Genomic DNA, 26,075 nt, shown 5'->3' with positions numbered 1-26,075 from the left:
AGAGAATATTGTATTTAGTATAGTTTGATATATGAGATGAAATACACATTTGAAGAGAAAAATATAATCTCAATTTGTTTTGTTCGAAAATTATTTACTCAAAGTTATTATATCTCTTCACAATAACTTACTATTAGAAATGGAAAATCATTGCCAATAAGAGTATTTAATTTTATTTTTTTAGCAAAGCAAGTTTTACTTTTAGTTTGCTTAAAAAGTTTATAAAAACTGTATTTAATTGATTATAAATGTAGTAAAATACGTATTATTTAGCCTTCCAAGCTGGTTGTCGCGAGTTCGAGCCTCGTCTTCCGCTCAGAAAAAACCTCAAGTGAAAGCTTGAGGTTTTTTGTTTTTATATGTTTTTGGTTTACACCGCCACCGCTCCTTTAATATGCGGATGCGGATCGTAATCAGTCAAAGAGAAGTCTTCAAATGTAAAATCAAAGATGTTTTTTACCTCAGGATTCAACTGCATTTTCGGAAGCGCACGCGGTTCACGGCTCAGTTGTAATTCAACTTGTTCAAAATGGTTGTTGTAAATATGCGCATCGCCAAAGGTGTGGATGAATTCGCCGGGTTGCAAGTTGCATACTTGGGCAATCATCAAAACCAGCAAAGCATAAGAGGCAATATTAAACGGAACGCCTAAAAAGATATCGGCGCTTCGTTGATACAATTGACAAGACAATTTACCGTCGGCTACATAAAACTGAAAAAATGCGTGGCAGGGCGGAAGCGCTACTTTTCCGTTGGCTACATTTTCGGAAAACGATTTTGATGTATCGGGCAAAACCGATGGATTCCAAGCCGAGATGAGCATGCGTCGACTATTCGGGTTGGTTTTGAGCGTATCAATCAATTCAGAAATCTGATCGATGTTTTCGCTGTTCCAATTGCGCCACTGATGCCCGTAAACCGGCCCTAAGTTACCGTTTTCATCGGCCCATTCATCCCAAATGCGCACACCGTTTTGATTGAGATAGCCAATGTTGGTCTCGCCTTTTAAAAACCACAACAGCTCATAAATAATGGATTTGAGGTGTAATTTTTTGGTAGTCACCAACGGAAATCCTTCGCTTAAATCAAAACGCATCTGATAACCAAAAACACTTTTGGTTCCGGTGCCGGTTCGGTCGCCTTTTTGGGTGCCGTTTTCAAGTACGTGTCTGACTAAGTCATGGTATTGTTTCATCGGGTTGAAGGTGCTTAATTATTGGTTTTAGACAGAAGAGAAGTGTTCTGATTATTCTCTTTTTGAAATCTCATCTCTAATCTTAGCGGCTTTTTCGTAGTCTTCATCTTGCACGGCATTTTCAAGTAATTCGTGCAATTCAGATAAACTGTGTTTGGTATAGGTGTCGCCGGCTTGATTGCTCTCTTCTGTGCCGAAGGTTTCCGGGGTTGAGAGCACGCCGTCTAAATCATCGTCTTGCTCAGCAGTTTCAGATGGGCCTTTTAAATATATTCCGGCTTTGTCTAAAATATTCATGTAGGTAAAAATCGGTGCCGAAAAACGCAACGCTAAGGCAATGGCATCTGAAGTGCGCGCATCAATGATTTCTTCAATCTTATCGCGTTCGCAAATAATACTTGAATAAAAAACGCCGTCTACGAGTTTGTGTATAATTACTTGTTTCACCACAATGTCAAATCGATCTGCAAAGTTTTTAAACAAATCATGCGTGAGCGGACGCGGCGGTTTGATTTCTTTTTCGAGCGCTATGGCAATTGACTGCGCTTCAAAAGCACCAATCACAATGGGTAGTTTGCGTTCACCATCAACTTCATTCAAAATCAAAGCATATGCGCCATTTTGCGTTTGGCTGTACGAAATACCTTTGATCGTTAATTTTACTAAACTCATAAATATTAAGGCACGATAAGAGTGTACAAATATACAGAGGTTTTTTTCAGACCAAAATAAAAAAGGCTATCTAAATCAAAACTGAAATTAGACAGCCTTTTATCAGGCACAAATTACAAAAAAATTATGCGTTTTGCGCCTTGAAAGCTTTTATTTTTTCGGTGAGTTTCGGAACAATCTCAAAGGCATCGCCTACAATTCCGTAATCGGCTACTTTAAAGAAAGGCGCTTCAGGGTCTGTATTGATCACCACTTTTACTTTTGATGAGTTGATTCCGGCAATGTGCTGAATCGCCCCTGAAATACCCACAGCAACATACAGGTTGGCTGCTACCGGTTTTCCGGTTTGACCAACGTGTTCACCGTGTGGTCTCCAACCCAAATCTGAAACCGGTTTTGAGCATGCCGTTGCCGCGCCTAAAGCAGCTGCTAAATCTTCAATCATACCCCAGTTTTCCGGGCCTTTCATTCCACGACCGGCTGAAACTACCACATCGGCATCGGCAATGGTTACTTTTCCGGTGGTTTTTTCAGTTGCTTGAACTTTCACGCCCAAATCAGCATCGCTAATGTTGACTGAGAAATCTTCTTCAGAAACCGACGAAGCATTTTCGCTCACACCGTATGAATTTTTACCCAAACTCAACACTTTTACTGCGGTGTTGATTTCAGTGATGTTAAACGCTTTGTTTGAAAACGCATTTCTTTTTACCTGAAACGGACTCATGCTTACCGGCAATCCTACTACGTTTGAGGCAAATCCGGCTTGCAACGCTACGGCTACCAGTGGTGCCATATACAAACTATCGGTAGTGGATGAAAGCAATACCAATTGCGCGTTTTCTTTCTGAGCCGCTTGCTTGATGGCATCGGCATAAGCACGAGCGCTAAAACCCGAAAGTTGAGCGTTGTTGATTTTTAAAACTTTATCTACGCCGTATTTGCCCAACTCAGACACATCGCCTGCATTGATGGTAACGGCTGTAACGGTAGCGCCTGTGTTTTGAGCTACCGCTTTGGCATACGAAGCCAATTCAAAAGCTACTTTTTTGAATTTTCCTTCGGCTGATTCTGCATATATTAATATAGACATAATTGCTATTTTAAATGTTCAATTTTATTTTTTGGGCGTTGCCTTCGGCCGGGCTTTCGGCTGCACGCGGTGCCTGCCTCAATCCCTAACGCAGCCCCGTTTCCTTTAGATTACTTTCGCTTCGTTGTGTAAAGCGTTCACCAATCCGTCTAAATCATCTGCCGAGAACAACTTCACGGCTGATTTTGGCGCTGGTTTTTCAAATTTTACTGCTTTGGTCTCAGCACCGGCAGCTACCGGTTCTAAAACAGTAAGCGTTTTGGTTCTGGCAGTCATAATACCACGCATGTTCGGGATGCGCAAATCTTTTTCTTCAACCAAACCTTTTTGTCCGCCAATAATGAGTGGAAGCGCAGCCGTAACGGTTTCTTTTCCGCCGTCAATTTCGCGCGCTGCTGTAGCTTGGTTGCCCTCAACTTTAAGCTCAATACAAGAGTTGACAAAGTTGTGGCCCAATAAAGCAGCCATCATACCCGGCACCATACCGCCATTGTAATCTAATGATTCTTTACCGGCAATCACCAAGTCGTAACCACCTGTTTTGACCACTTCGGCCAATTGTTGGGCAACATAAAAACCATCGGTTGGGTTGGCGTTCACGCGAATGGCTTCGTTGGCGCCAATAGCCAAAGCTTTTCTGAGGGTTGGTTCGGTATCCGGACCGCCCACATTGACCACGGTAACTTGAGCGCCTTGTTGCTCTTGAAACCAAATGGCACGAGTCAGGCCAAATTCATCGTTCGGGTTGATCACATATTGAACACCATTGGTGTCAAATTCTGTATCGCCGTTGATGAAGTTGATTTTTGAAGTAGTATCAGGCACGTGGCTGATGCAAACTAATATTTTCATTTTTTAAAGGATTAAAAAGAATTTTCTGCCGCGAAAGTATGAATTATTTTTGAGAATATTTGCTATGCACGCATAATATTTACATCGATTTCGTAAAAACTGCTTTCCTTGATTTATTTTCGTGAAAACCGATGATTAATAGGACTTTTATGGGTGGCTAATTAATTTTTTATACGGTGTAATTTCAGGATTAAAAAAATTATATTCGTGCCTCGGTTAACAACTACAAAATATGATGCGATTAACAACGATTTTGGCCTTATTCTTTTATGGAGTCGTTTTGAGTCAAAAGACGATACAAGATGTAGAATGTGTTTCAAGAATAGGAGGCACCCGTTTGGTTACCTTGCTTTCAGACAACAGTCTTTGGTGGTCAGCAGCAGATGATTCTTGGGAACAAATTTCTAAAAATGGTTTGCCAAACGACAAAAAAATAGTTTCGGCACACCTTTATTTAAAATACGGAGGGCTTTCGGGCAAAAGTACTTTAATAGCTGTTTTAGAGGACAGTACATTGTGGTGGTTTAATGAAAATCAATGGGAACTGGTCAAGAATATAACAGTTGAACCGGGCTCAAACATCAAGATCATGAAACCATATGTTAAGTTTGGAGGAATGGGTTTTGCTACTCCGGAAACCAGATTTTTTATGTTGCGAAGTGATAATACGCTTTGGTGGGCCACTCCAGAGGATAATTACAAGAAAATTGACTTAGGAGGTTTGCCTCCGAATGTAGAAATCACCCATATTTCTACTTACCAGAAGTTTGGAATGATGGGAAGTTCTGAAACTAGATTTGTAGTGAGCTTGGCTGACAGCTCAATTTGGTGGTATGCCGATGGTAGTCAATGGAATAAAATTGATATGCAAGGGTTGCCGGCCGGATATAAAGTCAAAAACATGATTACTTATCTCAAAATGGGCATGGTCAACGAGGGGCGACTGGTAATACAATTGGACAATAACACTATTTGGTGGAAATCTGTTCAGGACAAAGGATGGAGAGCTTTAGATATGGCGGGTTTGCCCAATGACCAAAAAATCAAAAGTATTGACATTTATCAAAAATTCAGCATCTCGGGCGAAACCCGCCTGATTGCTTTGTATGAGGACAATTCAGTTTGGTGGTATGCAGACAAGCAAGGTTGGAAAAAATACGAATTGAAAAATTTACTCAATTAATGGTTTAATTACATCGTTTTCGTAGAAAAAATTGACAAAATTTAAATTTACAAGCTTATAAAAAGGGTTAAAAAATATTTTAATCGCATTTAATTTTTACTTTTGCTAACCGAAAAATTGATACAAAATAAAGATATGAGAACCATACAGTTTAGAGAAGCAATTGCCGAGGCCATGAGCGAAGAAATGCGTCGTGATGAAGCCGTGTATTTGATGGGTGAAGAAGTAGCTGAATACAACGGAGCTTATAAAGCATCTAAGGGAATGCTCGATGAGTTTGGCCCGAAACGCGTGATTGATACGCCAATTGCTGAACTAGGTTTTGCCGGTATAGCCGTGGGTTCAGCCATGAACGGTTGTCGACCGATAGTTGAGTTTATGACTTTTAATTTCTCGTTGGTCGGTATTGACCAAATCATTAATAATGCAGCCAAAATGCGTCAGATGTCGGCCGGGCAATTCCCAATGCCAATGGTGTTTCGCGGACCGACAGCTTCTGCTGGTCAGTTGGCAGCAACGCACTCGCAAGCTTTTGAAAATTGGTATGCCAACTGTCCGGGCTTGAAAGTAATTGTGCCATCAAACCCTTATGATGCCAAAGGATTGCTCAAAGCTGCGATTCGCGATAATGATCCGGTGATTTTTATGGAATCAGAGCAAATGTATGGAGACAAAGGTGAAGTGCCGGAAGGAGAATATATTTTGCCGATTGGCGTGGCTGATATCAAACGTGAAGGTTCTGATGTGACCATTGTATCGTTCGGAAAAATCATCAAAGAAGCCTACGCAGCTGCTGATGAATTGGCCAAAGAAGGTATTTCATGCGAGATTATTGATTTACGCACGGTGCGCCCGATGGATTACGACGCGATCATCAATTCAGTGAAAAAAACCAATCGTTTGGTGGTTTTAGAAGAAGCTTGGCCGTTTGCGAGTGTGGCTTCAGAGATTACCTATATGGTTCAAGAACGCGCTTTTGATTATTTAGATGCGCCCATTCAGCGAATCACTACGGCAGATACACCGGCTCCGTTTTCGCCGACCTTATTAAAAGAATGGTTGCCGAATTCAGAAGACGTGATTAAAGCGGTTAGAAAAGTAATGTATAAATAAGCATTGCTGCAACTGAGTAATTTTTAACATAGTGGTCCCAAACATAAATATACAGGGAACTATCAAAGTTTATATATTTGAAACTTCATCAAAAAGCCCTTTTGGTGAAGTTTTTTAGCTTATGAAAAAGTTTTATTTCATTCTATTATTCTTTGTATTTCTATGCGTTTCGGCGCAAACCAAAGTCAGCGGTATTGTGGTAGACAATACCAATCAACCGGTGCCCTTTGCCAACATTGTATTTAAAGATTCTAAACTCGGAACCGTATCAAATGAAGACGGTCGTTTTTATATTGAATCCGCCCAAACCTTTAAAGCGATTGAAGTATCCATGGTGGGCTATGAAACCCAACTCGTTCCGCTCAACAAAGAAGTTAATTACAATTTTAAAGTTGTATTGAGCGAAGGCCAAAAACTCAAAGAGGTGGTTATCTACAGCGGTAAAACCTCTAAAAAGAAAAATCCGGCCCTTGATATTTTGCGCAAAATCTGGGAGCGTAAACGCAAGAACGGCTTGTATATGTTTGATCAATACGAGATGGAAAAATACGAGAAAGTTGAGTTTGACATGAACTCGATTGATAGTGCGTTTATGAAGAAAAAAATCTTCAAAGGCATGGAATTTATTTTCAAACAAGTAGATACTTCTGAGGTTACCGGAAAAACTTATTTGCCGATTTTTATCAATGAAGCCCTTTCAAATGTTTATGGGGACAATATCAATAAAAAGGTAAAAGAAATCTTAGTTGCCAACAAAAACTCGGGTTTTGAAACTAATGAACAACTCATTGCTTTTGTCAAAGATTTGTATTCTGAGTACAACATCTACAATAACTATCTGACTTTTTTTGATAAAAGTTTTACCAGTCCGCTCTCAAGAACCGGAATCGATGTATACAATTATGTTTTGACCGATACAGCGTATATTGACAAAAAATTATGCTACAATATAGTGTTTTACCCACGCCGCAAAAACGAGCTTACATTTAAAGGAGATTTTTGGGTAAACGATACCACTTGGGCCATTAAAAGCATCAATATGGCCGTGACCAAAAGTGCCAACATTAACTGGGTCAAAGATATTTATATCGAACAAGAATTTGACGTGGTCAACGATTCGGTTTTTTTGTTGACCAAAGATTATATGATGTCTGATTTTGCGCTCAACAAAAAGGAGAAATCCAAAGGCATTTATGGCAAGCGAACTACATTTTATAGAAACCATCAATTCAACGTAAAAAAGGCGGAGGATTTTTACAAAGAAGACGTTAACAATCAAGATGTATCGGTCTATTTAAAGCCGGATGAATATTGGGCCGAACATCGATTTGAAAAACTCTCTAAAGATGAATTGGGCGTGTACAAAATGCTTGATACACTCAAAACGGTGCGTAGGTTTCGTCAGTTGACCGATGCCGTTAGTATCATCGGGAGTGGGTTTGTTCCGATGGGCAAAGTTGAATATGGTTCTATTTACTCAACCATTGGCTACAATGAAGTTGAAGGGATGCGATTGCGCGGTGGGCTCAGAACTTATTTTTCGGGCAACGATCCGTGGCGTTTGCAAGGATATTTAGCTTACGGTTTTAAAGACGATAAAATTAAATACGGTTTGTCCGGAAAATGGATGCTTGAAAAAAAGAATCGCATCATTATTTCGGGCGGAAATCGTCGTGATGTAGAGCAAATCGGTTCGAGTTTAACCAATACAAACGATGTGCTCGGCCGCAGTTTTGCTTCGTCGGCTTTGTTTACCAACGGCCCAAATGGCAAACTGACCAACATTAATCTATCTAACGTTTCGCTTGAGATAGAGCCTGTTCGAAACTTTAACTTGCAAGCTGGTTTTGCATACAGAACACTTGAGTCGGCATCGCCGGTTTTTAGCATGAATTATTACACCGATGATAGCCATACCACGATCAAAAGCGACGTCAAACAACCTGAATTTAATTTTCAGATTGAATACACACCCAAAAGAAAAACGGTGGGTTACGGTGTAGAACGCAAAGATGTTGACAGTCCGTTTTCTCGTGTTTTCTTTTATTATACCCGTGGCTATAAAGGTTTTTTAGAGGGTGATTTTTCGTATAATAAATTTCAGTTTTTCATCAACCAACCGCTGATTATTGGCGCCATTGGCCGAAGTAACTTTATCACTGAATTCGGAAAAACCTACGGAAAGGTGCCACTCGGATTGCTCAGCGTAATTCCCGGAAACCAGACTTATTTTACGATTGAAAATGCCTTTAATAACTTGAATTTCTACGAGTTTGTCACCGATGAGTATGTCACTTTACAATGGGTACACAATTTTCAAGGAAAAATCTTTGCGCGTGTACCATTTTTGCGCAAACTCAATTGGCGTGAGAACATCTCGGTGCGCGGTGTAATCGGGAGTATTTCAAACGAAAACAAAGCTATTAACGCTTCGGGGTTAGAATATGTTGCGCCCACCAAACCTTATTGGGAATACAGTGCCGGAGTTGGAAATATCTTTAAGGTTTTGCGCATTGATTTTTCATGGCGCGGAAATTATCTAGATCTGCCTAAAGCCAACAGATTTAGCGTTAAAGCCGCTGTTGGTTTCTATTTCTAAGATGCAAAAGGCTGTTGATTTTTTAGTTCAAAGAGAGCTTGTTTTTCAACGCATTATTGATCAGCACGGATTGCCGGTCATTCCTTCTAGGCCGCAAGGTTTTGCTACTTTGGTTTTGTTGATTCTCGAACAGCAAGTCTCGATTGATTCGGCCAAAGCAACTTATTTGAAAATTCAAGATTGTGTTGAAGATATTTCGCCAAAGCATTTAATTCTTTTGACCGATGAACAATATAGAGCCTTAGGTGTTAGTCGTCAGAAAACTTCCTATATAAAAGGATTAGCGCAAAAAATACTCGATCAAACTTTTTCGGTTGAATTATTAGCAGAAATGACCGCTGACCAAGCGCGTAATTCACTGATTCAAATTAAAGGCATCGGCCATTGGACGATTGATGTTTACTTGATGTTTGCCTTGCAAGCACCAGATATTATTCCGCTTGGAGACATAGCTGTGGTCAATACATTCAAGGAATTGTTTGACATACATACCAAAGAACTAATGTGTCTGCGCGCTCAAGAATGGCAGCCTTATCGGTCTATGGCTACTTATTTGCTTTGGCATCACTACTTGCGCAGCCGCGGAAGACAAATCAGCTATACTTATTAAGCAAATTAGTGTCAATAATTCAGCTCTGAAATAGTTGTTTTTTGTTAATGTTTTGTTACTTTTGCGACCGATATAAACAAAATATAGACAATGGAAAACTTTATTATGTTGCCAATCGCAATGGCAGTTTTAGGTCTTGTGTTCATGGGGATTAAAGCCGCGTGGATCAACAAACAAGACGCAGGTGATGACAAAATGCAAGGCATTGCTAAGAGTATTCAAGAAGGAGCCATGGCGTTCTTAAAAGCCGAGTACAGAATCTTAGGAGTATTTGTTGTAATTGCCTCAGTAGCCCTTTTTGCCGTATCACAAATCTCAGGCGTATCACACTGGATGATTGTGGTAGCTTTCATTTTTGGAGCTATTTTTTCTGCTTTGGCCGGAAACATCGGTATGCGCATCGCTACCAAATCAAACGTAAGAACAACCCAAGCTGCTAAAACCAGTTTGCCGCAGGCTTTGAAAGTTTCTTTCTCTGGAGGAACTGTTATGGGCTTGGGTGTAGCCGGTTTGGCTGTTTTAGGTTTGAGTATATTTTTTCAAGTTTTCTTGAGCCAATTCATGAATGTAGAAGGAAAATCATTCTACGAAAACATGTCTATGGTTTTAGAAACGTTGGCCGGTTTCTCATTAGGAGCTGAGTCAATTGCATTGTTCGCTCGTGTGGGTGGAGGTATCTATACCAAAGCGGCTGACGTAGGTGCTGACTTAGTTGGGAAAGTAGAAGCGGGTATTCCTGAAGATGATCCGCGTAACCCAGCAACTATTGCCGACAACGTTGGTGATAATGTAGGTGACGTGGCTGGTATGGGAGCTGACTTGTTCGGTTCATACGTAGCAACTGTTTTGGCTTCAATGGTGTTGGGTAACTATATCATTAAAGATATGTCTGAAGCAGCCGGAACTCAATACACTGATGCTTTCAATAATATGGGTCCGATTTTGTTGCCATTGGCCATTGCCGGAGTAGGAATCTTGGCTTCAATCATCGGAACTTTCTTTGTTAAAATTAAAGATAACGATGCCAAAGAAGATCAGGTGCAAGGCGCTTTGAACTTAGGAAACTATGTTTCATTGGCTTTGACTGTAGCGGCTTGTTGGTTCTTGATTGACAGAATGTTGCCAGATACCATCAATATGAACTTTTTTGGCGAAGGTGTAAAACCTGTTGCTAAAATCAATGTTTTCTATGCTACTTTAGTTGGCTTAGGAGTTGGATTATTGATTTCTGCTATTACTGAGTATTTTACCGCTTTGGGTAAAAAACCGGTATTAAACATTGTACAAAACTCTTCAACCGGAGCGGCTACCAACATCATTGCTGGTTTAGCTACCGGTATGAAATCAACTTTTGGTTCAGTAATTCTTTTTGCTGCTGCTATCTGGGGCGCTTATGCTTTGGCTGGTTTCTACGGAGTTGCGATTGCTGCTTCTGCGATGATGGCTACAACCGCTATGCAGTTGGCTATTGATGCTTTCGGTCCGATTGCTGACAACGCGGGTGGTGTTGCTGAAATGAGCGAATTGCCTAAAGAAGTACGTCAAAGAACCGACGTGTTAGATTCAGTAGGAAATACTACCGCTGCGGTAGGTAAAGGTTTTGCCATTGCTTCTGCTGCACTTACAGCATTGGCTTTGTTTGCTGCTTATGTAACTTTTACAGGTATTGATGGAATTAATATTTTTAAAGCGGATGTATTAGCTGCTTTGTTTATCGGAGGTATGATTCCGGTAATTTTCTCAGCCTTGGCGATGCAATCAGTAGGTAAAGCTGCGATGGATATGGTGAATGAAGTACGTCGTCAATTCCGTGAAATCCCGGGAATTATGGATGGAACCGGAAAACCTGAATACGGTAAATGTGTTGATATTTCAACCAAAGCTGCTTTGCGCGAAATGATGTTGCCAGGTGCTATTACTATTATCACACCTATTATTTTAGGATTGGTGATGGGTGCTGAAGCCTTAGGTGGATATATGGCAGGAGTATGTGTTTCAGGTGTACTTTGGGCCATTTTCCAAAACAATGCCGGTGGTGCATGGGACAACGCTAAGAAATCATTCGAGGCCGGTGTTATGATCAACGGTGAGATGACTTTTAAAGGTTCAGATGCGCACAAAGCGGCTGTAACCGGTGATACGGTTGGTGATCCGTTCAAAGATACTTCTGGCCCATCGATGAACATTTTGATCAAGTTGACTTGTTTGGTTGGTTTGGTAATCGCTCCAATCTTGGGTTCAGGACACGGTAGCAAGCAAAAAATGGAATGTACCGTTGAAATGAAAAAAGAGTGCATGAGTGGCGAAATGAACGGCAACTGCGATATGAGCAAATGTGCTACCATGACCAAAGAAGAGTGCGCTAAAATGTGTGATTCTTTGGGTTGTTCTCCAGAACAAAAAGCAGTTTGTATGTCACACTATGGTGCTGATGGAAAATTTATCGCTGATGAAAAACCTTCATGTTGTGCCAAAAAAGGAATGACTGAAGCGGGCGCTGAGCAAAAAACAGTACGCGTTGAAATCACCAACAACAATGGTAAAGCCAAAGCAATAGTTACCACTTCGGTAAACGGAACTTCAACGACACAAAGTTTTGAAGGAACTGAAGCTGAAGTAAAAGCTAAAGTTGACGCTTTGAAATAAGAATCTATCTTCTTAAACATATTAAAGCCTTCGAATTTCGGAGGCTTTTTTTATTGTTGATATGTTGTTCTATTTGGTTGATATTTAACGTTTAAATCGTGTTGCATCCCAAACAGAATTACTATATTTGGCTCGTTAACCTTGACTAAAACTATATGAGCTCGTCTAAAAAACAGCGCGCTGTTCAGGCTTTATTGACTGAATATCGAAACGTTGTTGTGGCAATGAATACAACTATTAAAGATGTTTCTTATGCCAATCTTACTACGGTAGTTGATGCTTCAACTACTGACGAGAACTGTCAATCCATACAAACAATTCTTACACATGTTGTTAGTTCTGGTTATGCTTACGCCGGATATATTCGCAAAAACAAAAAAATAGGTGATGACCGCCCGGGTAAAGTGCATAGGACCTCAATAGCAGAGTATTTATCTGATTTAGAAAATTTGCTGCTATATACAGAACAAACATTTGAAAATATTGAGGACGACGAATTAGAAGAATTTGACCAAACACGTAAAATCAAAACATCTTGGGGTCAGTCTTATGATATAGAGCAAATGATGGAACACGCAGTAGTACATGTGTTGCGCCACCGTCGTCAAATTGAAAAATTCAAAAAGAAACTCGAAGTGCTCTAAAACAAGCCGTTAAGTTCGGCGTCAATGCGGTTGAGAATCATCCCTAAATCTTCGGGGTTGTTTACAAAATCAATATTATCCACATCAATAATGAGGAGTTTTCCGCGCGTATACGTTTGAATCCAAGCTTCATAACGCTCATTCAAACGACTTAAATATTCGATTGAAATGGAGTTTTCATAATCGCGTCCACGTTTGTGGATTTGTGCTACTAAATTCGGAATCGAACTGCGTAAATAAATCATCATGTCAGGCGCTTCAACCATGGTTTCCATGAGTTCAAACAACGATTTATAGTTTTCGAAATCGCGGTTGGTCATGAGGCCCATTGCATGCAAGTTGGGTGCAAAAATATGAGCATCTTCGTAAATCGTTCGGTCTTGAATGATTTTTTTTCCGCTTTGGCGAATTTGTAAAATCTGACGAAAACGACTGTTCAGGAAGTATATTTGCAAATTAAATGACCAACGTTCCATTTGGTGGTAAAAGTCATCTAAGTACGGATTGTCTACCACATCTTCAAAGTGCGGTTCCCATTTAAAATGCTTGGCTAATAATCTGGTCAATGTGGTTTTTCCAGCTCCGATATTTCCTGCAACTGCTATATGCATTAGGGTAAATTGATTTTATAATTGGTAATTCCTTGGTTGGTAAAAATAGATAAAATTTGGTCTTTATAAGTAAAATTTTTAAAGCTTTTTTTGTCGATTTCGATGAACAAACGCTTATTGTCGGTAAAATCATACCAGTACAAATCATTACCTGATTGCAAGATGATTGATTGCGTTCCTGCCCAGACAAATTGCTCGTTTTCAGGTAGTCGCCCCAGATGGTCTATTTTTCCGTATACGTCGCATCGGCTGAGTTCGCCCGAAGTATTTGCCCAAAAAAAGTAATTAAAATCAGAAGTGTAATTCTTGGGAGCGCTCCTCAAGGTTGTGCTCAAAGGTTGCCATTTGTTTAGATTATAATCGTAAAGGCCGAGTCTTTGGGTCAGACTGTTGTATATCCAGAGCCTATTGCCAGAAGCCAAACCAATAGCAGCGGGTAAAATTTCGGGAAGTTTTTCGTTGAAATTGATTTTTTGGGTTTCATTCAGTTGTGAATCGAGTATTGCTGTTGTATTTTGAGCTTCAAAAAAAACAACAATTTTAAGTGGATTCTTCAAATCTACGCTCCCAATTTTACCCAATTGCGGATTTTTGTACTGCCAAACTTGTTGATCGTTTTGTTTGATTAAAGTTTGGCTGCTGATTTTGTAAAATGCTCCGAGGGCGTCATAACCGAGGAAAATATCATCTGCTGAAATGGTTTTAATATCGCCGATTTTTGTGGCGGATATTTTTTGTGCAAAACCCATAATCGACAAAAACAAACTAATAACAAGCAATCCTTTTCTCATTTGGCTAAGGTAATATTTATGCGTTTGGTTTTGATGGTTCATTTTACAAATTATTCTAGCAACTTTGCCATCGTTTTATCATATTTGCTGTTGAAATAACTACATACATGATTCAAAATTTTGTCTTTTCACTAATCTTCACTTGTTTTTCTTTATGTTTGATACAAGCTCAAGATTTTAAAGCTACAGCTTTATATACCGAAAAAGAGATGGTCGGTTCAAATGTTTCCAAAAATTACTCTTTGATTTTTGATGTTACTTCGTCGGTTTATCAAGAAGATAATTCAACAGATATTTATTATAAAAACATCCAAGATCAAGAGTTTATTCATCAAAAAAAATCAACGAATAAGGATTATCTGATTGTCGATTCACTTGAAAAATTTGCTTGGGAACTTCAGAATGAAAGCAAAACCATTATGGGCTATCCGTGTAATAAAGCTATTTTTATCAATGAATTGACAAAGCAAACGCTAGTGGCTTGGTATACCACGCAAATTCCAACAGCTCAAGGTCCGGCTCAGTATAGTGGATTGCCGGGATTGATTCTCGAAATCAGCGACGGAAAAAAACTAATTACGTGTTCTAAAATTACTCTTTTACCTCAAGAGAAAGGTTTTATTAAAGCACCAACATTGGGCATAAAATGTACGCAAAAGCAGTTTGAAGTATGGTCAGTAGCCAAGAAAAAATAACTTTTGACGACAAATTAAAAAGCCCATCGTTAAGACGGGCTTTTTTTTATAGAAGTTTGTATATGTTACAGTTTAAAAGCTGCTTTTACTTGGTCAACATAATCTAGTTTTTCCCAAGTAAACAACTCTACCGATATTGTTTTTGGTGCGCCATTAGGTAATTTAAAAGTTTTACTCACCGTTTCAGGTTTGCGTCCCATGTGTCCGTAGGCAGCGGTTTCGCTGTAGATTGGGTTTCTCAATTTGAGTCGTTGCTCAATAAAATATGGGCGCATATCAAAAATACCTTCAACCACTTTGCTGATCTCGCCGTCGGTCATGTTGACTTTAGCCGTTCCGTAGGTGTTTACATTGATAGAAGTTGGTTTGGCAACCCCAATGGCATAAGAAACCTGAACCAAAACTTCGTCGCATAAACCAGCAGCAACTAAGTTTTTGGCAATATGACGCGTTGCATAAGCCGCAGAACGGTCTACTTTACTCGGGTCTTTTCCTGAAAAAGCACCACCGCCGTGCGCGCCTTTTCCGCCGTAGGTATCAACGATGATTTTGCGGCCCGTAAGTCCGGTGTCGCCGTGAGGCCCACCAATTACGAATTTTCCGGTTGGGTTGATGTGATAAGTGATGTTTTCATTAAACAAACTTGCGTATTGCGGATATTTGGCTTTGACTCTCGGAATCAAAATCTCAATCATATCTTTTTTGATTTTGGCCAGCATTTCAGCCTCAGTATCAAAATCGTCATGCTGCGTTGAAATCACGATGGCATCAATGCGTTGCGGTTTGTTATCATCAGAATATTCTAAAGTTACCTGCGATTTTGCATCAGGGCGCAAATAGGTAATTTCTTTATTTTCTCTTCTCAAGTTGGCTAATTCAATAAGCAAGGCATGAGATAAATCTAGCGCCAACGGCATGTAGTTGTCAGTTTCATTGGTAGCGTAGCCAAACATCATCCCTTGGTCACCGGCTCCTTGTTCTTCTTTGCTGGCACGGTCAACCCCTTGGTTAATGTCAGAAGATTGCTCGTGAATAGCTGAAAGAACACCACAAGAATTGGCTTCAAACATATACTCACTTTTGGTGTAGCCAATGCGTTGAATCACTTCACGCGCAATTTGTTGTACATCTAAATAAGTTGTTGATTTAACTTCACCTGCTAAAACTACTTGTCCGGTAGTCACCAAAGTTTCACAAGCTACTTTTGATTCAGGGTCGAAAGCTAAGAAATTGTCAATTAATGCATCGCTGATTTGATCAGCTACTTTGTCTGGATGTCCTTCGCTAACGGACTCTGATGTAAATAAATAAGCCATAATTCTAACTTTAAATTTGAAATGTTTTTTTCAGAAAGTTGGTCTGGTAAATCAGGCTAAAGAAGTAACTGCTTTAGCATTTTTTTACGAGGTTGCAATCAGAACAAATTTTTCCTCAAAAATTCGGTGCAAATGTAGCAAACCATTCTTGAAATGAAAAAAAAATTTTTTGAACATGTTTTTTTCTTAGCTTTGTGGCTAAACTTGTAAAAAACAGATTATGAAAAAACTATTACTTTCTTTGGCAGTCCTTGCTGGATTGTCTGCAAATGCACAAACAACACTTTTTCTTGATGATTTTGAAGATGGTGCAATCACTGATTGGACACTTGTTGATTCTGACGGTGATGGATTCAATTGGGTTGCTGTAAACATGACAGCGGCACCAATCTATAAAGGAATGCGCTCAGCATCTTGGATTACAACTGGTGCTCTGACTCCAGATAATTTTGCCATTACACCAGGTATCGACGTTGGTTTTGGTGGTAATTTAACACTTAGCTGGGATATTGTTTCAAGAGATGCGTCTTGGGATGCAGAAAACTATAGCGTTTATGTTGCTGATGCTAATACATCTGCGGCTATGTTGGCTGCAGGTCCAATTTTCTCAGAAACTACTTTGGATGGGGTTAACGTAATGACGCCGAGATCAATCACATTGCCAAGTAGTTTGAGCGGAACAATTTATATTGGTTTCAGACACTACGGTGTTACTGACCAGTTTACCATTGATATTGACAACGTAAAAGTAGTTGATAACGGATTGAAAACTAACGATTTCTTCTCGAAAAACTTCGCAGTATATCCAAACCCTGCTAGTTCAGTTTTGAACATTGCTTCAAAAACAAATAGCAATATCAATGGGTTGGAAATTACGGACTTAAACGGAAGAGTTGTTAAAACGCAAAATGCTGACGGAATTACTGCTGCTCAAATGAACATTTCTGAGTTAAATGCAGGTGTTTACTTCTTAAAAGTTACTACAGCTGAAGGAAGCTTGTCAACTAAAATTGTGAAAAAATAATTTTTTTAGAAACAAATATAAGCCCGCTTTTATGAGCGGGTTTTTTATTTTAATAAAGATGAATTGTGACTTTTTTGTTTAGTAAATCAAAAATCATGAAAAGATATTTATCACTCAGTATGGTAATGATAGCGATCATCGGTGTTCAGGCGCAAACTATTTTTACCGAGAATTTTGATGTTTTTCCCACTACTTGGACCAAGACCAACCAAAGTGAACCGGTAGGTATTTCAAATTGGGCACAAGGCGGGAATACTTTGTTTAATGGGGGATTTAATGGCGGTTCAACTTCTTTTACCTCGGTCAATTTTAATAGCGTGGCTATGGGCATGTCCGGAACCATCAGTAACTGGCTTATTACCCCTATGGTTAGTTTAAAAAATGGCGATGTCATTAAATTTTATTCTAGAGTTGGGGCAAACTTTAGTACTATTCCTGATCGATTAGAAGTTCGTATAAGTACACAAGGAAACAGTTCGATTACACCATCAACCGGAAGTGCTGATCTAGGCAGTTTTACTAATTTGGTTTTGTCAATTAATCCTAATCTTCAACCGTCAGTTTATCCAACCACGTGGACCGAGTTTACATATACTGTTGCGGGTTTACCGTCTGAGACTGATTGCAAACTTGCCTTTAGGTATTATGTAACCAACGGAGGCTCTGGCGGAACCAACGGAAATGCTGTTGGAATTGACGCTTTAACCATCAATCGAACTTTGAGCACAGATGATTTTTTTCAAGAGAATTTTGTGGCTTATCCCAACCCAACATCTGATATCTTAGAAATTGCCAACAACAATAATGTAATAGTAAACTCAATTGAAGTTACTGATATGAATGGTCGTGTTGTAAAACAAACAAGCGAAATGTTAGATCGAATGAACATTTCAGACTTAAACAACGGTGTTTACTTCTTGAAGATTGTCTCAATTGAAGGAACCGGAACTACCAAAATCATCAAAAAATAATTTGAGTTTTGCTCATTCAAGAAGCCTCTGATTTTTCGGAGGCTTTTTTTTATTCATAATCTTAACTACAACGTTGGCGTAATTTTTTTTAAAAAAGAGTTGCAAAAAACAAAAGCATGCGCGTACTTTGCAGCGTTCATTAACATAGTGTCGTTATCACGAAAGCGGGAGGGAATAGACCCTGTGAACGCTTAGCAACCTCTCATCACATGAGAAAGGTGCTACATTCTATCTTGTCCTGACAAGAACAGATAACTCTTGAGAAGTCCTCTCTTTCCTGATAACACATATTTACACGTTATCAGTATGTCCATCAACATCAATGAAATTCTTAAACAGCGAATCCTCGTGCTCGACGGTGCCATGGGAACCATGTTGCAGCGCCATCGGTTTGAGGAAGCCGATTTTCGCGGACAGCGGTTTAAAGATTTTCCACATCCTTTAAAAGGAAACAACGACTTACTTTCCATCACCCAGCCCGAAGCGGTCAAAACCGTGCATCGCGCTTACTTTCTAGCCGGAGCTGATATAGTTGAAACCAATACATTCTCAGGAACTACCATCGGAATGGCTGATTACCACATGGAAGATTTAGTCTATGAGCTCAATTATCAATCCGCCAAAATTGCCCGTGAAGTGGCTGACGAGTTTACCGATAAACCGCGTTTTGTAGCAGGTTCTATCGGACCAACCAACCGCACGGCTAGTATGAGTCCGGATGTGAATGATCCGGGCTTTCGTGCGGTAACGTTTGACGATTTAAAAATCGCCTATCGTCAACAAGTAGAAGCCTTGATGGATGGCGGAGCTGATTTGCTACTGGTTGAAACCATCTTTGACACACTCAATGCCAAAGCGGCTTTATTTGCTATTGAAGAAGTTAAAGAAAAACGCCAATCGGATATTCCGGTGATGGTTTCAGGAACTATTACCGATGCTTCAGGGCGTACGTTGTCCGGGCAAACCGTTGAAGCCTTTTTGATCTCCATTGCGCATATTCCCCTTTTGAGTGTGGGCTTCAATTGCGCGTTAGGTGCTGACCAATTAAAGCCGTATTTAAAACGATTAGGGCAACGTACCCAACTCAATATTTCGGCGCACCCGAATGCCGGCTTGCCCAATGCGTTTGGACAGTACGACCAAACAGCTGAAGAAATGCAAGGTTTGATTCGGGAGTATTTAAAAGAAAATTTAGTGAACATCATCGGCGGTTGTTGCGGCACCACGCCAGAGCATATTCGTGCCATTGCCGAAGTAGCTGCGGAATTTAAGCCAAGGAAAATATAGCCCTCAAATCAACCTGCAAGGTTTTTAAAATTTCCTGCAAGGTTTTTAAAACCTTGTAGGTTTAAAATAAAAAAAAACAAAGTGAAATACTTACAATTATCAGGTCTCGAACCTTTAATCGTCACTCCAGAATCTAATTTCATCAACGTAGGCGAACGCACCAACGTTACCGGCTCGCGTAAGTTTTTGCGCCTCATCAAAGAAGGAAATTACCAAGCCGCTGTTGAGATTGCCCGCGCACAAGTTGAAGGTGGTGCGCAAATCATCGACGTGAATATGGACGAAGGTATGCTCGATGGGGCAGAAGCCATGACCAAGTTTCTCAATTTAATTGCCGCCGAGCCCGATATTGCCCGCGTCCCGGTGATGATTGACAGTTCTAAATGGGAAATCATCGAAGCCGGACTCAAAGTCATTCAAGGAAAAGGCGTTGTGAATTCTATTTCCTTAAAAGAAGGAGAAGAAATTTTTATACATCATGCCAAATTGATTAAACGCTATGGAGCGGCTGTGATTGTCATGGCCTTTGATGAACTAGGTCAGGCCGATACTTACGAGAGAAGAATTGAAATTTGCCAACGCAGTTATGATATCTTAGTTCAAAAAGTGGGTTTTGCTGCGCAAGACATCATTTTTGACCCGAATATTTTTCCGGTGGCTACCGGTATGGAAGAGCACCGCCGCAATGCCGTAGATTTCTTTTTGGCGACAAAATGGATTCGTGAAAACTTGCCCTATGCCCATGTGTCGGGAGGTGTGAGTAATGTGTCGTTTTCGTTTCGTGGGAATGATAAAGTACGCGAAGCCATGCATTCGGCCTTTTTATACTATGCCATTCAACACGGCATGACGATGGGGATTGTGAATCCGGAGATGTTAGAAATTTATGACGAAATCGACCCAGAATTGCTTACTTATGTGGAAGATGTATTGCTCGACCGTCGAGATGATGCCACAGAACGCTTATTGTCTTATGCCGAAAACTTAAAATCGGATACCAAAACCAGTGAAAAAGCGGTGCAAGAATGGCGAAATAATTCGTTGCAAGAGCGACTGACCCATGCTTTGGTCAAAGGTTTGGACGAATTTATTGAAGCCGATGTTGAAGAAGCCCGTTTGCTGGTAGACAAACCCATTCAAGTCATTGAGCAACATCTCATGAGCGGAATGAATGTGGTAGGCGATTTGTTTGGCTCCGGAAAAATGTTCTTACCACAAGTAGTGAAATCGGCACGTGTGATGAAAAAAGCCGTTGCGTATTTATTGCCGTTTATTGAAGCTTCAAAAGATGGTCATTCCTCGAGTGCTGGCAAGGTTTTGATGGCCACCGTAAAAGGTGATGTACATGACATCGGGAAAAATATTGTATCTGTGGTTTTGGCATGTAATAACTTTGAAATCATTGATTTGGGTGTGATGGTGCCGCCTGAAAAAATCATCCAAGCTGCGGTAGATGAGCAAGTAGACATCATAGGACTCAGCGGTTTGATTACGCCGTCTTTGGACGAAATGGTATACCTGGCCAAAGAAATGGAACGCTTGAACATTTCCATCCCGATTATGATTGGTGGTGCCACCACTTCGCGCGCACATACAGCCGTTAAAATTGCGCCTGAATATACTGGAAGTGTTGTCCACGTAAACGATGCTTCACGTGCGGTAACCGTAGCCAGCAATTTGTTGCAGCCTGAAAATAAAGAAAACTATGCGGTACAAATTCGCCAAGAATATGACCAATTGCGCGATGGTTATTTGAACCGCAGTCGCGAAAAAGAATACTTGCGTCTTGCCGATGCTCGTGCCAACAAATTGCAATTAGATTGGACAGCATATCAACCGGCCAAACCTCATTTTACGGGTGTACAAGAAGTCAATGTTGCCTTGGCCGATTTGGTGCCGTTTATTGATTGGACGCCGTTTTTTCATTCGTGGCAGTTGTTCGGGAAATATCCGGCAATTCTCCAAGATGAAGTTGTGGGTGAACAAGCAAAACATTTGTTTGACGATGCCCAAAAAATGTTGCAGCAAATCGTTGCTGAAAATGGGTTCACGGCCAAAGGCTTGGTCGGTATTTTTCCGGCAAATACGGTAAACGATGATGATATTCAACTAGAGTACAACGGTCAAGCGGTGACATTTTTAACCCTGCGTCAGCAATCAAAAAAAACCGCAGGCGCGCCTAATATTGCATTGGCTGATTTTATTGCGCCGCAAGCATCAGGAATTCAAGATTACATCGGCTGTTTTTGTGTGACGACCGGATTTGGCGTCGATGAAAAAGCCGCCGAATTTGAAAAAGCCTTAGACGATTATCATGCAATTATGACCAAAGCCTTGGCCGACCGTTTGGCCGAAGCCTTTGCAGAATATTTGCATTTAAAAGTACGCAAAGAAATCTGGGGTTATGCCAGCGATGAACAATTAGACAACAATGCTTTGATTGCCGAAGAATACAAAGGAATTCGACCGGCACCGGGCTATCCGGCTTGTCCTGACCATTTAGAGAAACCCACCATTTGGAAGCTTTTACAAGTTGAAGAACGCATTGGCGTAACCTTGACCGAAAGTATGGCGATGTGGCCGGCGGCTTCGGTTTCGGGATATTATTTGGCGCATCCGGAGAGTAAATATTTTGGTTTGGGAAAAATCAAAGAAGACCAAGTTGAAGATTATGCTGCGCGTCGCGGTGTTACGGTTGAAGTTGCGCACAAATGGTTGGCGCCGAATATAGCGGATTAGTGAGGCTGCGAGAAGGATATAGGCAAGCACCGCGTGCAGCCGAAAGCCTGACGGCGGACTATAACACGAATAAAAAAAACGGAGCTTGCCACCGCCGGCTCGCCCAAAAAAATAAAAAACAGATTATGAAAGTTACCCAACATATTGAACAAGCACAAGGAAAACCGCTGTTTTCGTTTGAGATTTTACCGCCGCTCAAAGGCCAAAATATTCAGTCTATTTTTGACGGAATTGATCCGCTGATGGAATTCAAACCGCCGTTTATTGATGTGACATATCACCGCGAGGAATATGAGTTTAAGGAATTAGACAACGGTTTGTTGCAAAAGAAAATCGTTAAGAAGCGCCCGGGAACGGTGGGGATTTGCGCTGCGATTCAAGGCAAGTACAACGTTGATGCGATTCCGCATGTGTTGTGTGGTGGTTTTACCAAAGAAGACACCGAGAACTTGCTGATTGATTTAGACTTTTTGGGCATTGACAATGTAGTAGCCTTGCGCGGCGATGCACTCAAAACCGAAACTTATTTCAAACCCGAGAAAGACGGGAACAATTACGCCTCGGAATTGGTAGAGCAAATCAGCAATTTGAACCAAGGGATTTATTTGGATGAGGATTTGAAAAATACAGCCAAAACCAATTTTTGCATTGGTGTGGCAGGTTATCCGGAGAAACATATGGAAGCCCCGAGTTTAGATTCAGACATTCACTTTTTGAAACAAAAGATTAAAAACGGTGCTGATTACATCATTACGCAGATGTTTTATGACAACCAGAAGTTTTTTGATTTTGTCGATAAATGCCGCAAGGCCGGAATTGAAGTGCCTATTATTCCGGGGCTCAAACCAATCGCCACCAAAAAGCAGTTGAACTTGATTCCGCATCGTTTTAGTATAGAATTGCCCGATACCTTGATTATGGAAGTGGTGCGCGCCAAAGACAATGAAGCCGTCAAACAAATCGGAATTGAATGGTGTATTGCGCAGAGTAAAGAATTGCTGACAGCAGGAGTTCCGGTGTTGCATTATTATTCTATGGGTAAAGCAGATAACATTAAGGCGATTGCCAAAGAGGTGTTTTAAAATATTGGATATATTTGCCGCTTTAAGAATAAAAATGCGGATTAATCTTTTGCCTTTTTTGCTGTTGGGTTTTCTGGTTTCGGCCCAAAAAAGCAACGATTCACAAACCGTAGAAGTGCATTTTTTGCGCGGAAATATTCTGCCGCATTCTCCTGAGTTGTATCAATTAATCACTGGGCATCCTGAAGGCGTAATGGTTAATTATGCACATCAAACGCATGGCAGTGAAGAATGGCAGACGGCTTATAATTTTCCGGATTATGGCTTTTATTTTTTGTATCAAGATTTTAAAAATGAAATCTTAGGCAAAAATTACGCACTCGGAGCCAACTACAAATTTTATTTTCTCAATAGGCATTTAACGCTTTTGGTCGGTCAGGGTATTGCCATGACTACGCATCCGTACGACAAATATACCAACAGCAAAAACCGCGCTTTTGGCTCAAAATATATGGGCAATACCAACTTTATGCTCGGTTATAAAAAAAACAGAATCATTGGTGGTTTGGGCTTTGAAGTAGGTTTGTTTTTTACCCATTATTCCAACGGTCGAACCCAATCGCCCAACAGCGGCATCAATACTTATGGTTTAAATTTAGGATTGAACTACGATTTTGACTCTAAGGCTTCGGCTCGTCGCGACAGCGTGGTTCCGATGAAGCAATTTTCAGAACCGATAAAATTCAATGCCGTTTTCAGATACGGTTTCAACGAAAGCCAAGTCATCGGCAGCGGACAAAAACCGTTTTATCACGTGGGTATTTATGCCGACAAACGCTTCAATCGCAAAAGTGCGCTGCAATTTGGGCTTGACTTTTTTGCAACGCATTCTATCAAAGAATATATCAAATATCGCTCTATTGCTTATGCGTATGAACATGTTGATGCAGATACCGATTACCGTCGTGCGGGTTTATTTGTCGGACATGAATTGTTTATCCATAAATTATCAATAGAAACGCAAGTAGGCTTTTATTTTTATCGCCCATTTAAGTTAGACAAACCCTACTATGATCGACTCGGGTTTAAGTATTACTGGACGCCCAAACTCTTTACCGGAGTGGCCGTAAAAACCCACGGATTTTTGGCTGAGGCCATTGAATATGGCGTTGGTGTAAGATTATAACGTATGAAAAAAACAGTCATTTTACTTTTGATCATCAGTTTATTTGCAGGTTGCGAAAAACCTTATGACTGCATCAAACCCAGTGGTGCGCTCACTTCCAAAGTATATGAAGGCTTGTCGTTTACCAAAATCGTTGTCAGCAAACGCATCGGTGTAGTCATTACCCAAGGCGATGAATACCGTGTTGAGGTGCGCACCGGTGAAAACCTAATCAACGATATCGAGGTTACACAATCAGGCAATTTGCTCAAACTTTCAGACAACACCGAATGCAATTGGACGCGCGAGTTTGGACAGACAGTTGTATACATCACGGCGCCCAATATTACCGATATATATTCAAAGACAGAACAAGAAATCCGTTCTAACGGCGTGCTGACTTACCCCAATTTGCACCTAACATTAATGGATGCCTACGACGGATTTTCAGGAACCGGAACCGGTGATGTTATTTTAGCGCTCAACAACGAATCAGTTTTTGTTGAAAACAATGATGTGGGCCGATTTTATCTGAGCGGACATACCCATAAACTCGAGTCGAATTTTTACGAAAACGGAGGCGTTTTACACGCCGAAAATTTATTAGCCAATGTGGTTCAATTATACCACCGCGGCAGCAATGATATGCATGTACATCCTGTGGACGAAATTCATGGTGGTATTTACAATGTGGGCGATGTGCTTTGTTATTCGCGTCCGCCAGTGGCCGATGTGCACGAATATTACCGCGGCGATTTTATCTACAAATAATTTTGGGGCAGCAATTCCGGCTGTTCGCTATTATCTCCCGCTGTCGCGTGAGGATAGCCGCTGCCATCCGGGCTGCAAAGCCGTGGGCCTAGACAAATCATCTGAATTTTATTTCTTGGTCACTTCTCTAAAAAGTGTTTCGAGATTTTTGCTCTTCAAATTGAGCTGTAGTGTTTTCAGGCCGTTGTTTTGCGCCAAATCAAACACCGCAGGACGACAATCAACATCAGCATTAAAATGTAATTCCCAAAGGTTACCTTGTAGGTTTTGGCTGGCCGTTAAATAGGCCAATGCATTCAAAATTTCTGCTGAAATAGCTTGGTCAAATTCAACTTCAATGATTTGTTCTTCTAGTGTTTTAACGGCAGCTTCCAGTTTTTTATCAGTGACAATCTTGCCTTGGTCAATAATAATCACGCGGTCGCAAATTGCCTCTACTTCTTGCATGATGTGCGTTGACAAGAAAACGGTTTTGTTTTTACCCACGTTTTTAATTACCTCACGAATTTCAACCAATTGGTTTGGGTCAAGTCCGGTAGTGGGTTCATCAAGAATCAAAACTTCCGGATCGTGCAAAAGAGCATTGGCAAGCCCCACGCGCTGGCGATAACCTTTTGAAAGTTGTCCTATTTTTTTGTGGCTTTCTTGGCTCAGTCCGGTAAGTTGAATCACTTCATCAATGCGGCTTTTGGCCACGCCATACACATCGGCATTAAAAGCCAAATATTCGCGCACATACAAATCGGTATACAAAGGGTTGTGTTCCGGTAAATAGCCAATTGATTTTTGTACGTCTTTGGTTTGTGTGTTCACATCATAGCCGTTGACACTTGCGCTTCCGGTGTCGGCGCTCAAATACGTGGTCAGGATTTTCATGAGCGTAGATTTTCCGGCACCATTCGGGCCCAAAAAACCAACAATTTCACCTTTTTGAACCGAGAAAGTTACTTCGTCTAAAGCCTTTTGACTTCCGTAACTTTTACTCACCAACTGAACTTCAATAGACATACACAAAACATTTGGCACAAAAGTAAAAAAATATGTGCAGGCGCAGCGAAATATAAAAAGTTAAACCT

The 26,075-nt window shown here is 40.6% G+C and carries 22 protein-coding genes and 1 riboswitch; of the genes, 14 read left to right on the top strand and 8 right to left on the bottom strand.

The window, feature by feature from the left end; all coding sequences use genetic code 11:
- Window positions 1-370 precede the first annotated feature (370 nt).
- The 4 genes from KIH23_RS08330 to KIH23_RS08315 form a co-directional block, all read right to left on the bottom strand.
- Window positions 371-1,195, bottom strand: coding sequence for a thymidylate synthase (locus tag KIH23_RS08330; protein WP_213212983.1), 825 nt, complete (start codon window positions 1,193-1,195; stop codon window positions 371-373).
- 51 nt (window positions 1,196-1,246) lie between these two features.
- A complete protein-coding gene (locus tag KIH23_RS08325; RefSeq protein WP_213212981.1) occupies window positions 1,247-1,867 on the bottom strand; it encodes a bifunctional nuclease family protein in 621 nt (206 codons plus the stop codon).
- Window positions 1,868-1,991: 124 nt separating this feature from the next.
- The gene (locus KIH23_RS08320) at window positions 1,992-2,960 is read right to left on the bottom strand and encodes an electron transfer flavoprotein subunit alpha/FixB family protein (protein WP_213212979.1); all 969 of its coding nucleotides are present in this window, start codon (window positions 2,958-2,960) and stop codon (window positions 1,992-1,994) included.
- A gap of 105 nt (window positions 2,961-3,065) precedes the next feature.
- A complete protein-coding gene (locus KIH23_RS08315) occupies window positions 3,066-3,812 on the bottom strand; it encodes an electron transfer flavoprotein subunit beta/FixA family protein (RefSeq protein WP_213212977.1) in 747 nt (248 codons plus the stop codon).
- A gap of 232 nt (window positions 3,813-4,044) precedes the next feature.
- Here KIH23_RS08315 and KIH23_RS08310 point away from each other — a divergent pair, with 232 nt between their 5' ends.
- The 6 genes from KIH23_RS08310 to KIH23_RS08285 all read left to right on the top strand — a co-directional run bounded on the left by KIH23_RS08310 (window position 4,045) and on the right by KIH23_RS08285 (window position 12,607).
- A complete protein-coding gene (locus KIH23_RS08310; protein WP_213212976.1) occupies window positions 4,045-4,995 on the top strand; it encodes a hypothetical protein in 951 nt (316 codons plus the stop codon).
- Window positions 4,996-5,130: 135 nt separating this feature from the next.
- On the top strand, window positions 5,131-6,108 hold the full coding sequence (locus tag KIH23_RS08305) for a pyruvate dehydrogenase complex E1 component subunit beta (RefSeq protein ID WP_213212973.1): 978 nt from the start codon (window positions 5,131-5,133) through the stop codon (window positions 6,106-6,108).
- A 121-nt stretch (window positions 6,109-6,229) separates the two neighbouring features.
- On the top strand, window positions 6,230-8,707 hold the full coding sequence (locus KIH23_RS08300) for a DUF5686 and carboxypeptidase-like regulatory domain-containing protein (RefSeq protein ID WP_213212972.1): 2,478 nt from the start codon (window positions 6,230-6,232) through the stop codon (window positions 8,705-8,707).
- Between the two features lies 1 nt (window position 8,708).
- Window positions 8,709-9,317, top strand: a complete 609-nt coding sequence (locus KIH23_RS08295; protein WP_213212970.1) for a DNA-3-methyladenine glycosylase family protein — start codon at window positions 8,709-8,711, stop codon at window positions 9,315-9,317.
- 90 nt (window positions 9,318-9,407) lie between these two features.
- Window positions 9,408-11,963 carry a sodium-translocating pyrophosphatase gene (locus tag KIH23_RS08290; protein ID WP_213212968.1) on the top strand — a complete coding sequence of 852 codons (2,556 nt, stop codon included), beginning with the start codon at window positions 9,408-9,410 and terminating at the stop codon, window positions 11,961-11,963.
- Window positions 11,964-12,118: 155 nt separating this feature from the next.
- The gene (locus tag KIH23_RS08285) at window positions 12,119-12,607 is read left to right on the top strand and encodes a DinB family protein (protein WP_213212965.1); all 489 of its coding nucleotides are present in this window, start codon (window positions 12,119-12,121) and stop codon (window positions 12,605-12,607) included.
- On the opposite strand, the gene KIH23_RS08280 is transcribed toward KIH23_RS08285, so the two are convergent.
- Complete coding sequence (locus tag KIH23_RS08280; protein ID WP_213212963.1) at window positions 12,604-13,218, bottom strand: deoxynucleoside kinase; 615 nt, start codon at window positions 13,216-13,218, stop codon at window positions 12,604-12,606. The genes KIH23_RS08285 and KIH23_RS08280 overlap by 4 nt on opposite strands.
- A complete protein-coding gene (locus tag KIH23_RS08275; protein ID WP_213212961.1) occupies window positions 13,218-14,009 on the bottom strand; it encodes a hypothetical protein in 792 nt (263 codons plus the stop codon). Before KIH23_RS08275 ends, KIH23_RS08280 begins: the two co-directional genes overlap by 1 nt.
- 107 nt (window positions 14,010-14,116) lie before the next feature.
- Between KIH23_RS08275 and KIH23_RS08270 the strand changes: the two genes are divergently transcribed.
- Window positions 14,117-14,704, top strand: coding sequence for a GLPGLI family protein (locus KIH23_RS08270; protein WP_213212959.1), 588 nt, complete (start codon window positions 14,117-14,119; stop codon window positions 14,702-14,704).
- Window positions 14,705-14,769: 65 nt separating this feature from the next.
- Here the strand turns inward: KIH23_RS08270 and metK are convergent, their stop codons facing one another.
- On the bottom strand, window positions 14,770-16,020 hold the full coding sequence (metK, locus tag KIH23_RS08265; protein WP_213212957.1) for a methionine adenosyltransferase: 1,251 nt from the start codon (window positions 16,018-16,020) through the stop codon (window positions 14,770-14,772).
- A gap of 220 nt (window positions 16,021-16,240) precedes the next feature.
- Here metK and KIH23_RS08260 point away from each other — a divergent pair, with 220 nt between their 5' ends.
- The 7 genes from KIH23_RS08260 to KIH23_RS08235 all read left to right on the top strand — a co-directional run bounded on the left by KIH23_RS08260 (window position 16,241) and on the right by KIH23_RS08235 (window position 24,999).
- Window positions 16,241-17,044 carry a T9SS-dependent choice-of-anchor J family protein gene (locus KIH23_RS08260; RefSeq protein ID WP_213212955.1) on the top strand — a complete coding sequence of 268 codons (804 nt, stop codon included), beginning with the start codon at window positions 16,241-16,243 and terminating at the stop codon, window positions 17,042-17,044.
- A gap of 95 nt (window positions 17,045-17,139) precedes the next feature.
- A complete protein-coding gene (locus KIH23_RS08255; RefSeq protein WP_213212953.1) occupies window positions 17,140-18,015 on the top strand; it encodes a T9SS-dependent choice-of-anchor J family protein in 876 nt (291 codons plus the stop codon).
- A 150-nt stretch (window positions 18,016-18,165) separates the two neighbouring features.
- Window positions 18,166-18,273, top strand: a riboswitch (SAM riboswitch).
- 48 nt (window positions 18,274-18,321) lie between these two features.
- A complete protein-coding gene (locus KIH23_RS13740) occupies window positions 18,322-19,302 on the top strand; it encodes a homocysteine S-methyltransferase family protein (protein WP_249684864.1) in 981 nt (326 codons plus the stop codon).
- Window positions 19,303-19,383: 81 nt separating this feature from the next.
- Window positions 19,384-22,041 carry a methionine synthase gene (gene metH, locus KIH23_RS08250; RefSeq protein WP_410505131.1) on the top strand — a complete coding sequence of 886 codons (2,658 nt, stop codon included), beginning with the start codon at window positions 19,384-19,386 and terminating at the stop codon, window positions 22,039-22,041.
- A gap of 125 nt (window positions 22,042-22,166) precedes the next feature.
- Entirely contained in the window at window positions 22,167-23,123 is a 957-nt protein-coding gene (gene metF / locus KIH23_RS08245; RefSeq protein ID WP_213212951.1) for a methylenetetrahydrofolate reductase [NAD(P)H], read from the top strand.
- A gap of 34 nt (window positions 23,124-23,157) precedes the next feature.
- The gene (locus KIH23_RS08240; protein WP_213212949.1) at window positions 23,158-24,249 is read left to right on the top strand and encodes an acyloxyacyl hydrolase; all 1,092 of its coding nucleotides are present in this window, start codon (window positions 23,158-23,160) and stop codon (window positions 24,247-24,249) included.
- 3 nt (window positions 24,250-24,252) lie between these two features.
- Window positions 24,253-24,999 carry a head GIN domain-containing protein gene (locus tag KIH23_RS08235; protein WP_213212947.1) on the top strand — a complete coding sequence of 249 codons (747 nt, stop codon included), beginning with the start codon at window positions 24,253-24,255 and terminating at the stop codon, window positions 24,997-24,999.
- Between the two features lie 108 nt (window positions 25,000-25,107).
- Here the strand turns inward: KIH23_RS08235 and gldA are convergent, their stop codons facing one another.
- On the bottom strand, window positions 25,108-26,007 hold the full coding sequence (gldA, locus tag KIH23_RS08230; RefSeq protein ID WP_213212945.1) for a gliding motility-associated ABC transporter ATP-binding subunit GldA: 900 nt from the start codon (window positions 26,005-26,007) through the stop codon (window positions 25,108-25,110).
- Window positions 26,008-26,075 lie beyond the last annotated feature (68 nt).

Source organism: Flavobacterium sp. CYK-55 (assembly GCF_018413465.1).
Classification (GTDB): Bacteria; Bacteroidota; Bacteroidia; order Flavobacteriales; family Flavobacteriaceae; genus Flavobacterium.
The sequence above is the reverse complement of the archived record's forward strand: the minus strand, read 5'-3'. Positions and strand labels throughout refer to the sequence as shown.

What these genes read in the sequence shown, in the direction of transcription:
- metF (WP_213212951.1), top strand. Translation starts at nt 22,167, where the DNA reads ATGAAAGTTACCCAACATATTGAACAAGCACAAGGAAAACCGCTGTTT.
- KIH23_RS13740 (WP_249684864.1), top strand. Translation starts at nt 18,322, where the DNA reads ATGTCCATCAACATCAATGAAATTCTTAAACAGCGAATCCTCGTGCTC.
- KIH23_RS08320 (WP_213212979.1), bottom strand. Translation starts at nt 2,960, where the DNA reads ATGTCTATATTAATATATGCAGAATCAGCCGAAGGAAAATTCAAAAAA.
- gldA (WP_213212945.1), bottom strand. Translation starts at nt 26,007, where the DNA reads ATGTCTATTGAAGTTCAGTTGGTGAGTAAAAGTTACGGAAGTCAAAAG.
- KIH23_RS08325 (WP_213212981.1), bottom strand. Translation starts at nt 1,867, where the DNA reads ATGAGTTTAGTAAAATTAACGATCAAAGGTATTTCGTACAGCCAAACG.
- KIH23_RS08270 (WP_213212959.1), top strand. Translation starts at nt 14,117, where the DNA reads ATGATTCAAAATTTTGTCTTTTCACTAATCTTCACTTGTTTTTCTTTA.
- KIH23_RS08235 (WP_213212947.1), top strand. Translation starts at nt 24,253, where the DNA reads ATGAAAAAAACAGTCATTTTACTTTTGATCATCAGTTTATTTGCAGGT.
- KIH23_RS08330 (WP_213212983.1), bottom strand. Translation starts at nt 1,195, where the DNA reads ATGAAACAATACCATGACTTAGTCAGACACGTACTTGAAAACGGCACC.
- KIH23_RS08240 (WP_213212949.1), top strand. Translation starts at nt 23,158, where the DNA reads ATGCGGATTAATCTTTTGCCTTTTTTGCTGTTGGGTTTTCTGGTTTCG.
- KIH23_RS08305 (WP_213212973.1), top strand. Translation starts at nt 5,131, where the DNA reads ATGAGAACCATACAGTTTAGAGAAGCAATTGCCGAGGCCATGAGCGAA.
- KIH23_RS08280 (WP_213212963.1), bottom strand. Translation starts at nt 13,218, where the DNA reads ATGCATATAGCAGTTGCAGGAAATATCGGAGCTGGAAAAACCACATTG.
- KIH23_RS08315 (WP_213212977.1), bottom strand. Translation starts at nt 3,812, where the DNA reads ATGAAAATATTAGTTTGCATCAGCCACGTGCCTGATACTACTTCAAAA.
- KIH23_RS08260 (WP_213212955.1), top strand. Translation starts at nt 16,241, where the DNA reads ATGAAAAAACTATTACTTTCTTTGGCAGTCCTTGCTGGATTGTCTGCA.
- KIH23_RS08255 (WP_213212953.1), top strand. Translation starts at nt 17,140, where the DNA reads ATGAAAAGATATTTATCACTCAGTATGGTAATGATAGCGATCATCGGT.
- KIH23_RS08275 (WP_213212961.1), bottom strand. Translation starts at nt 14,009, where the DNA reads ATGAGAAAAGGATTGCTTGTTATTAGTTTGTTTTTGTCGATTATGGGT.
- metK (WP_213212957.1), bottom strand. Translation starts at nt 16,020, where the DNA reads ATGGCTTATTTATTTACATCAGAGTCCGTTAGCGAAGGACATCCAGAC.
- KIH23_RS08300 (WP_213212972.1), top strand. Translation starts at nt 6,230, where the DNA reads ATGAAAAAGTTTTATTTCATTCTATTATTCTTTGTATTTCTATGCGTT.
- KIH23_RS08285 (WP_213212965.1), top strand. Translation starts at nt 12,119, where the DNA reads ATGAGCTCGTCTAAAAAACAGCGCGCTGTTCAGGCTTTATTGACTGAA.
- KIH23_RS08290 (WP_213212968.1), top strand. Translation starts at nt 9,408, where the DNA reads ATGGAAAACTTTATTATGTTGCCAATCGCAATGGCAGTTTTAGGTCTT.
- KIH23_RS08295 (WP_213212970.1), top strand. Translation starts at nt 8,709, where the DNA reads ATGCAAAAGGCTGTTGATTTTTTAGTTCAAAGAGAGCTTGTTTTTCAA.
- KIH23_RS08310 (WP_213212976.1), top strand. Translation starts at nt 4,045, where the DNA reads ATGATGCGATTAACAACGATTTTGGCCTTATTCTTTTATGGAGTCGTT.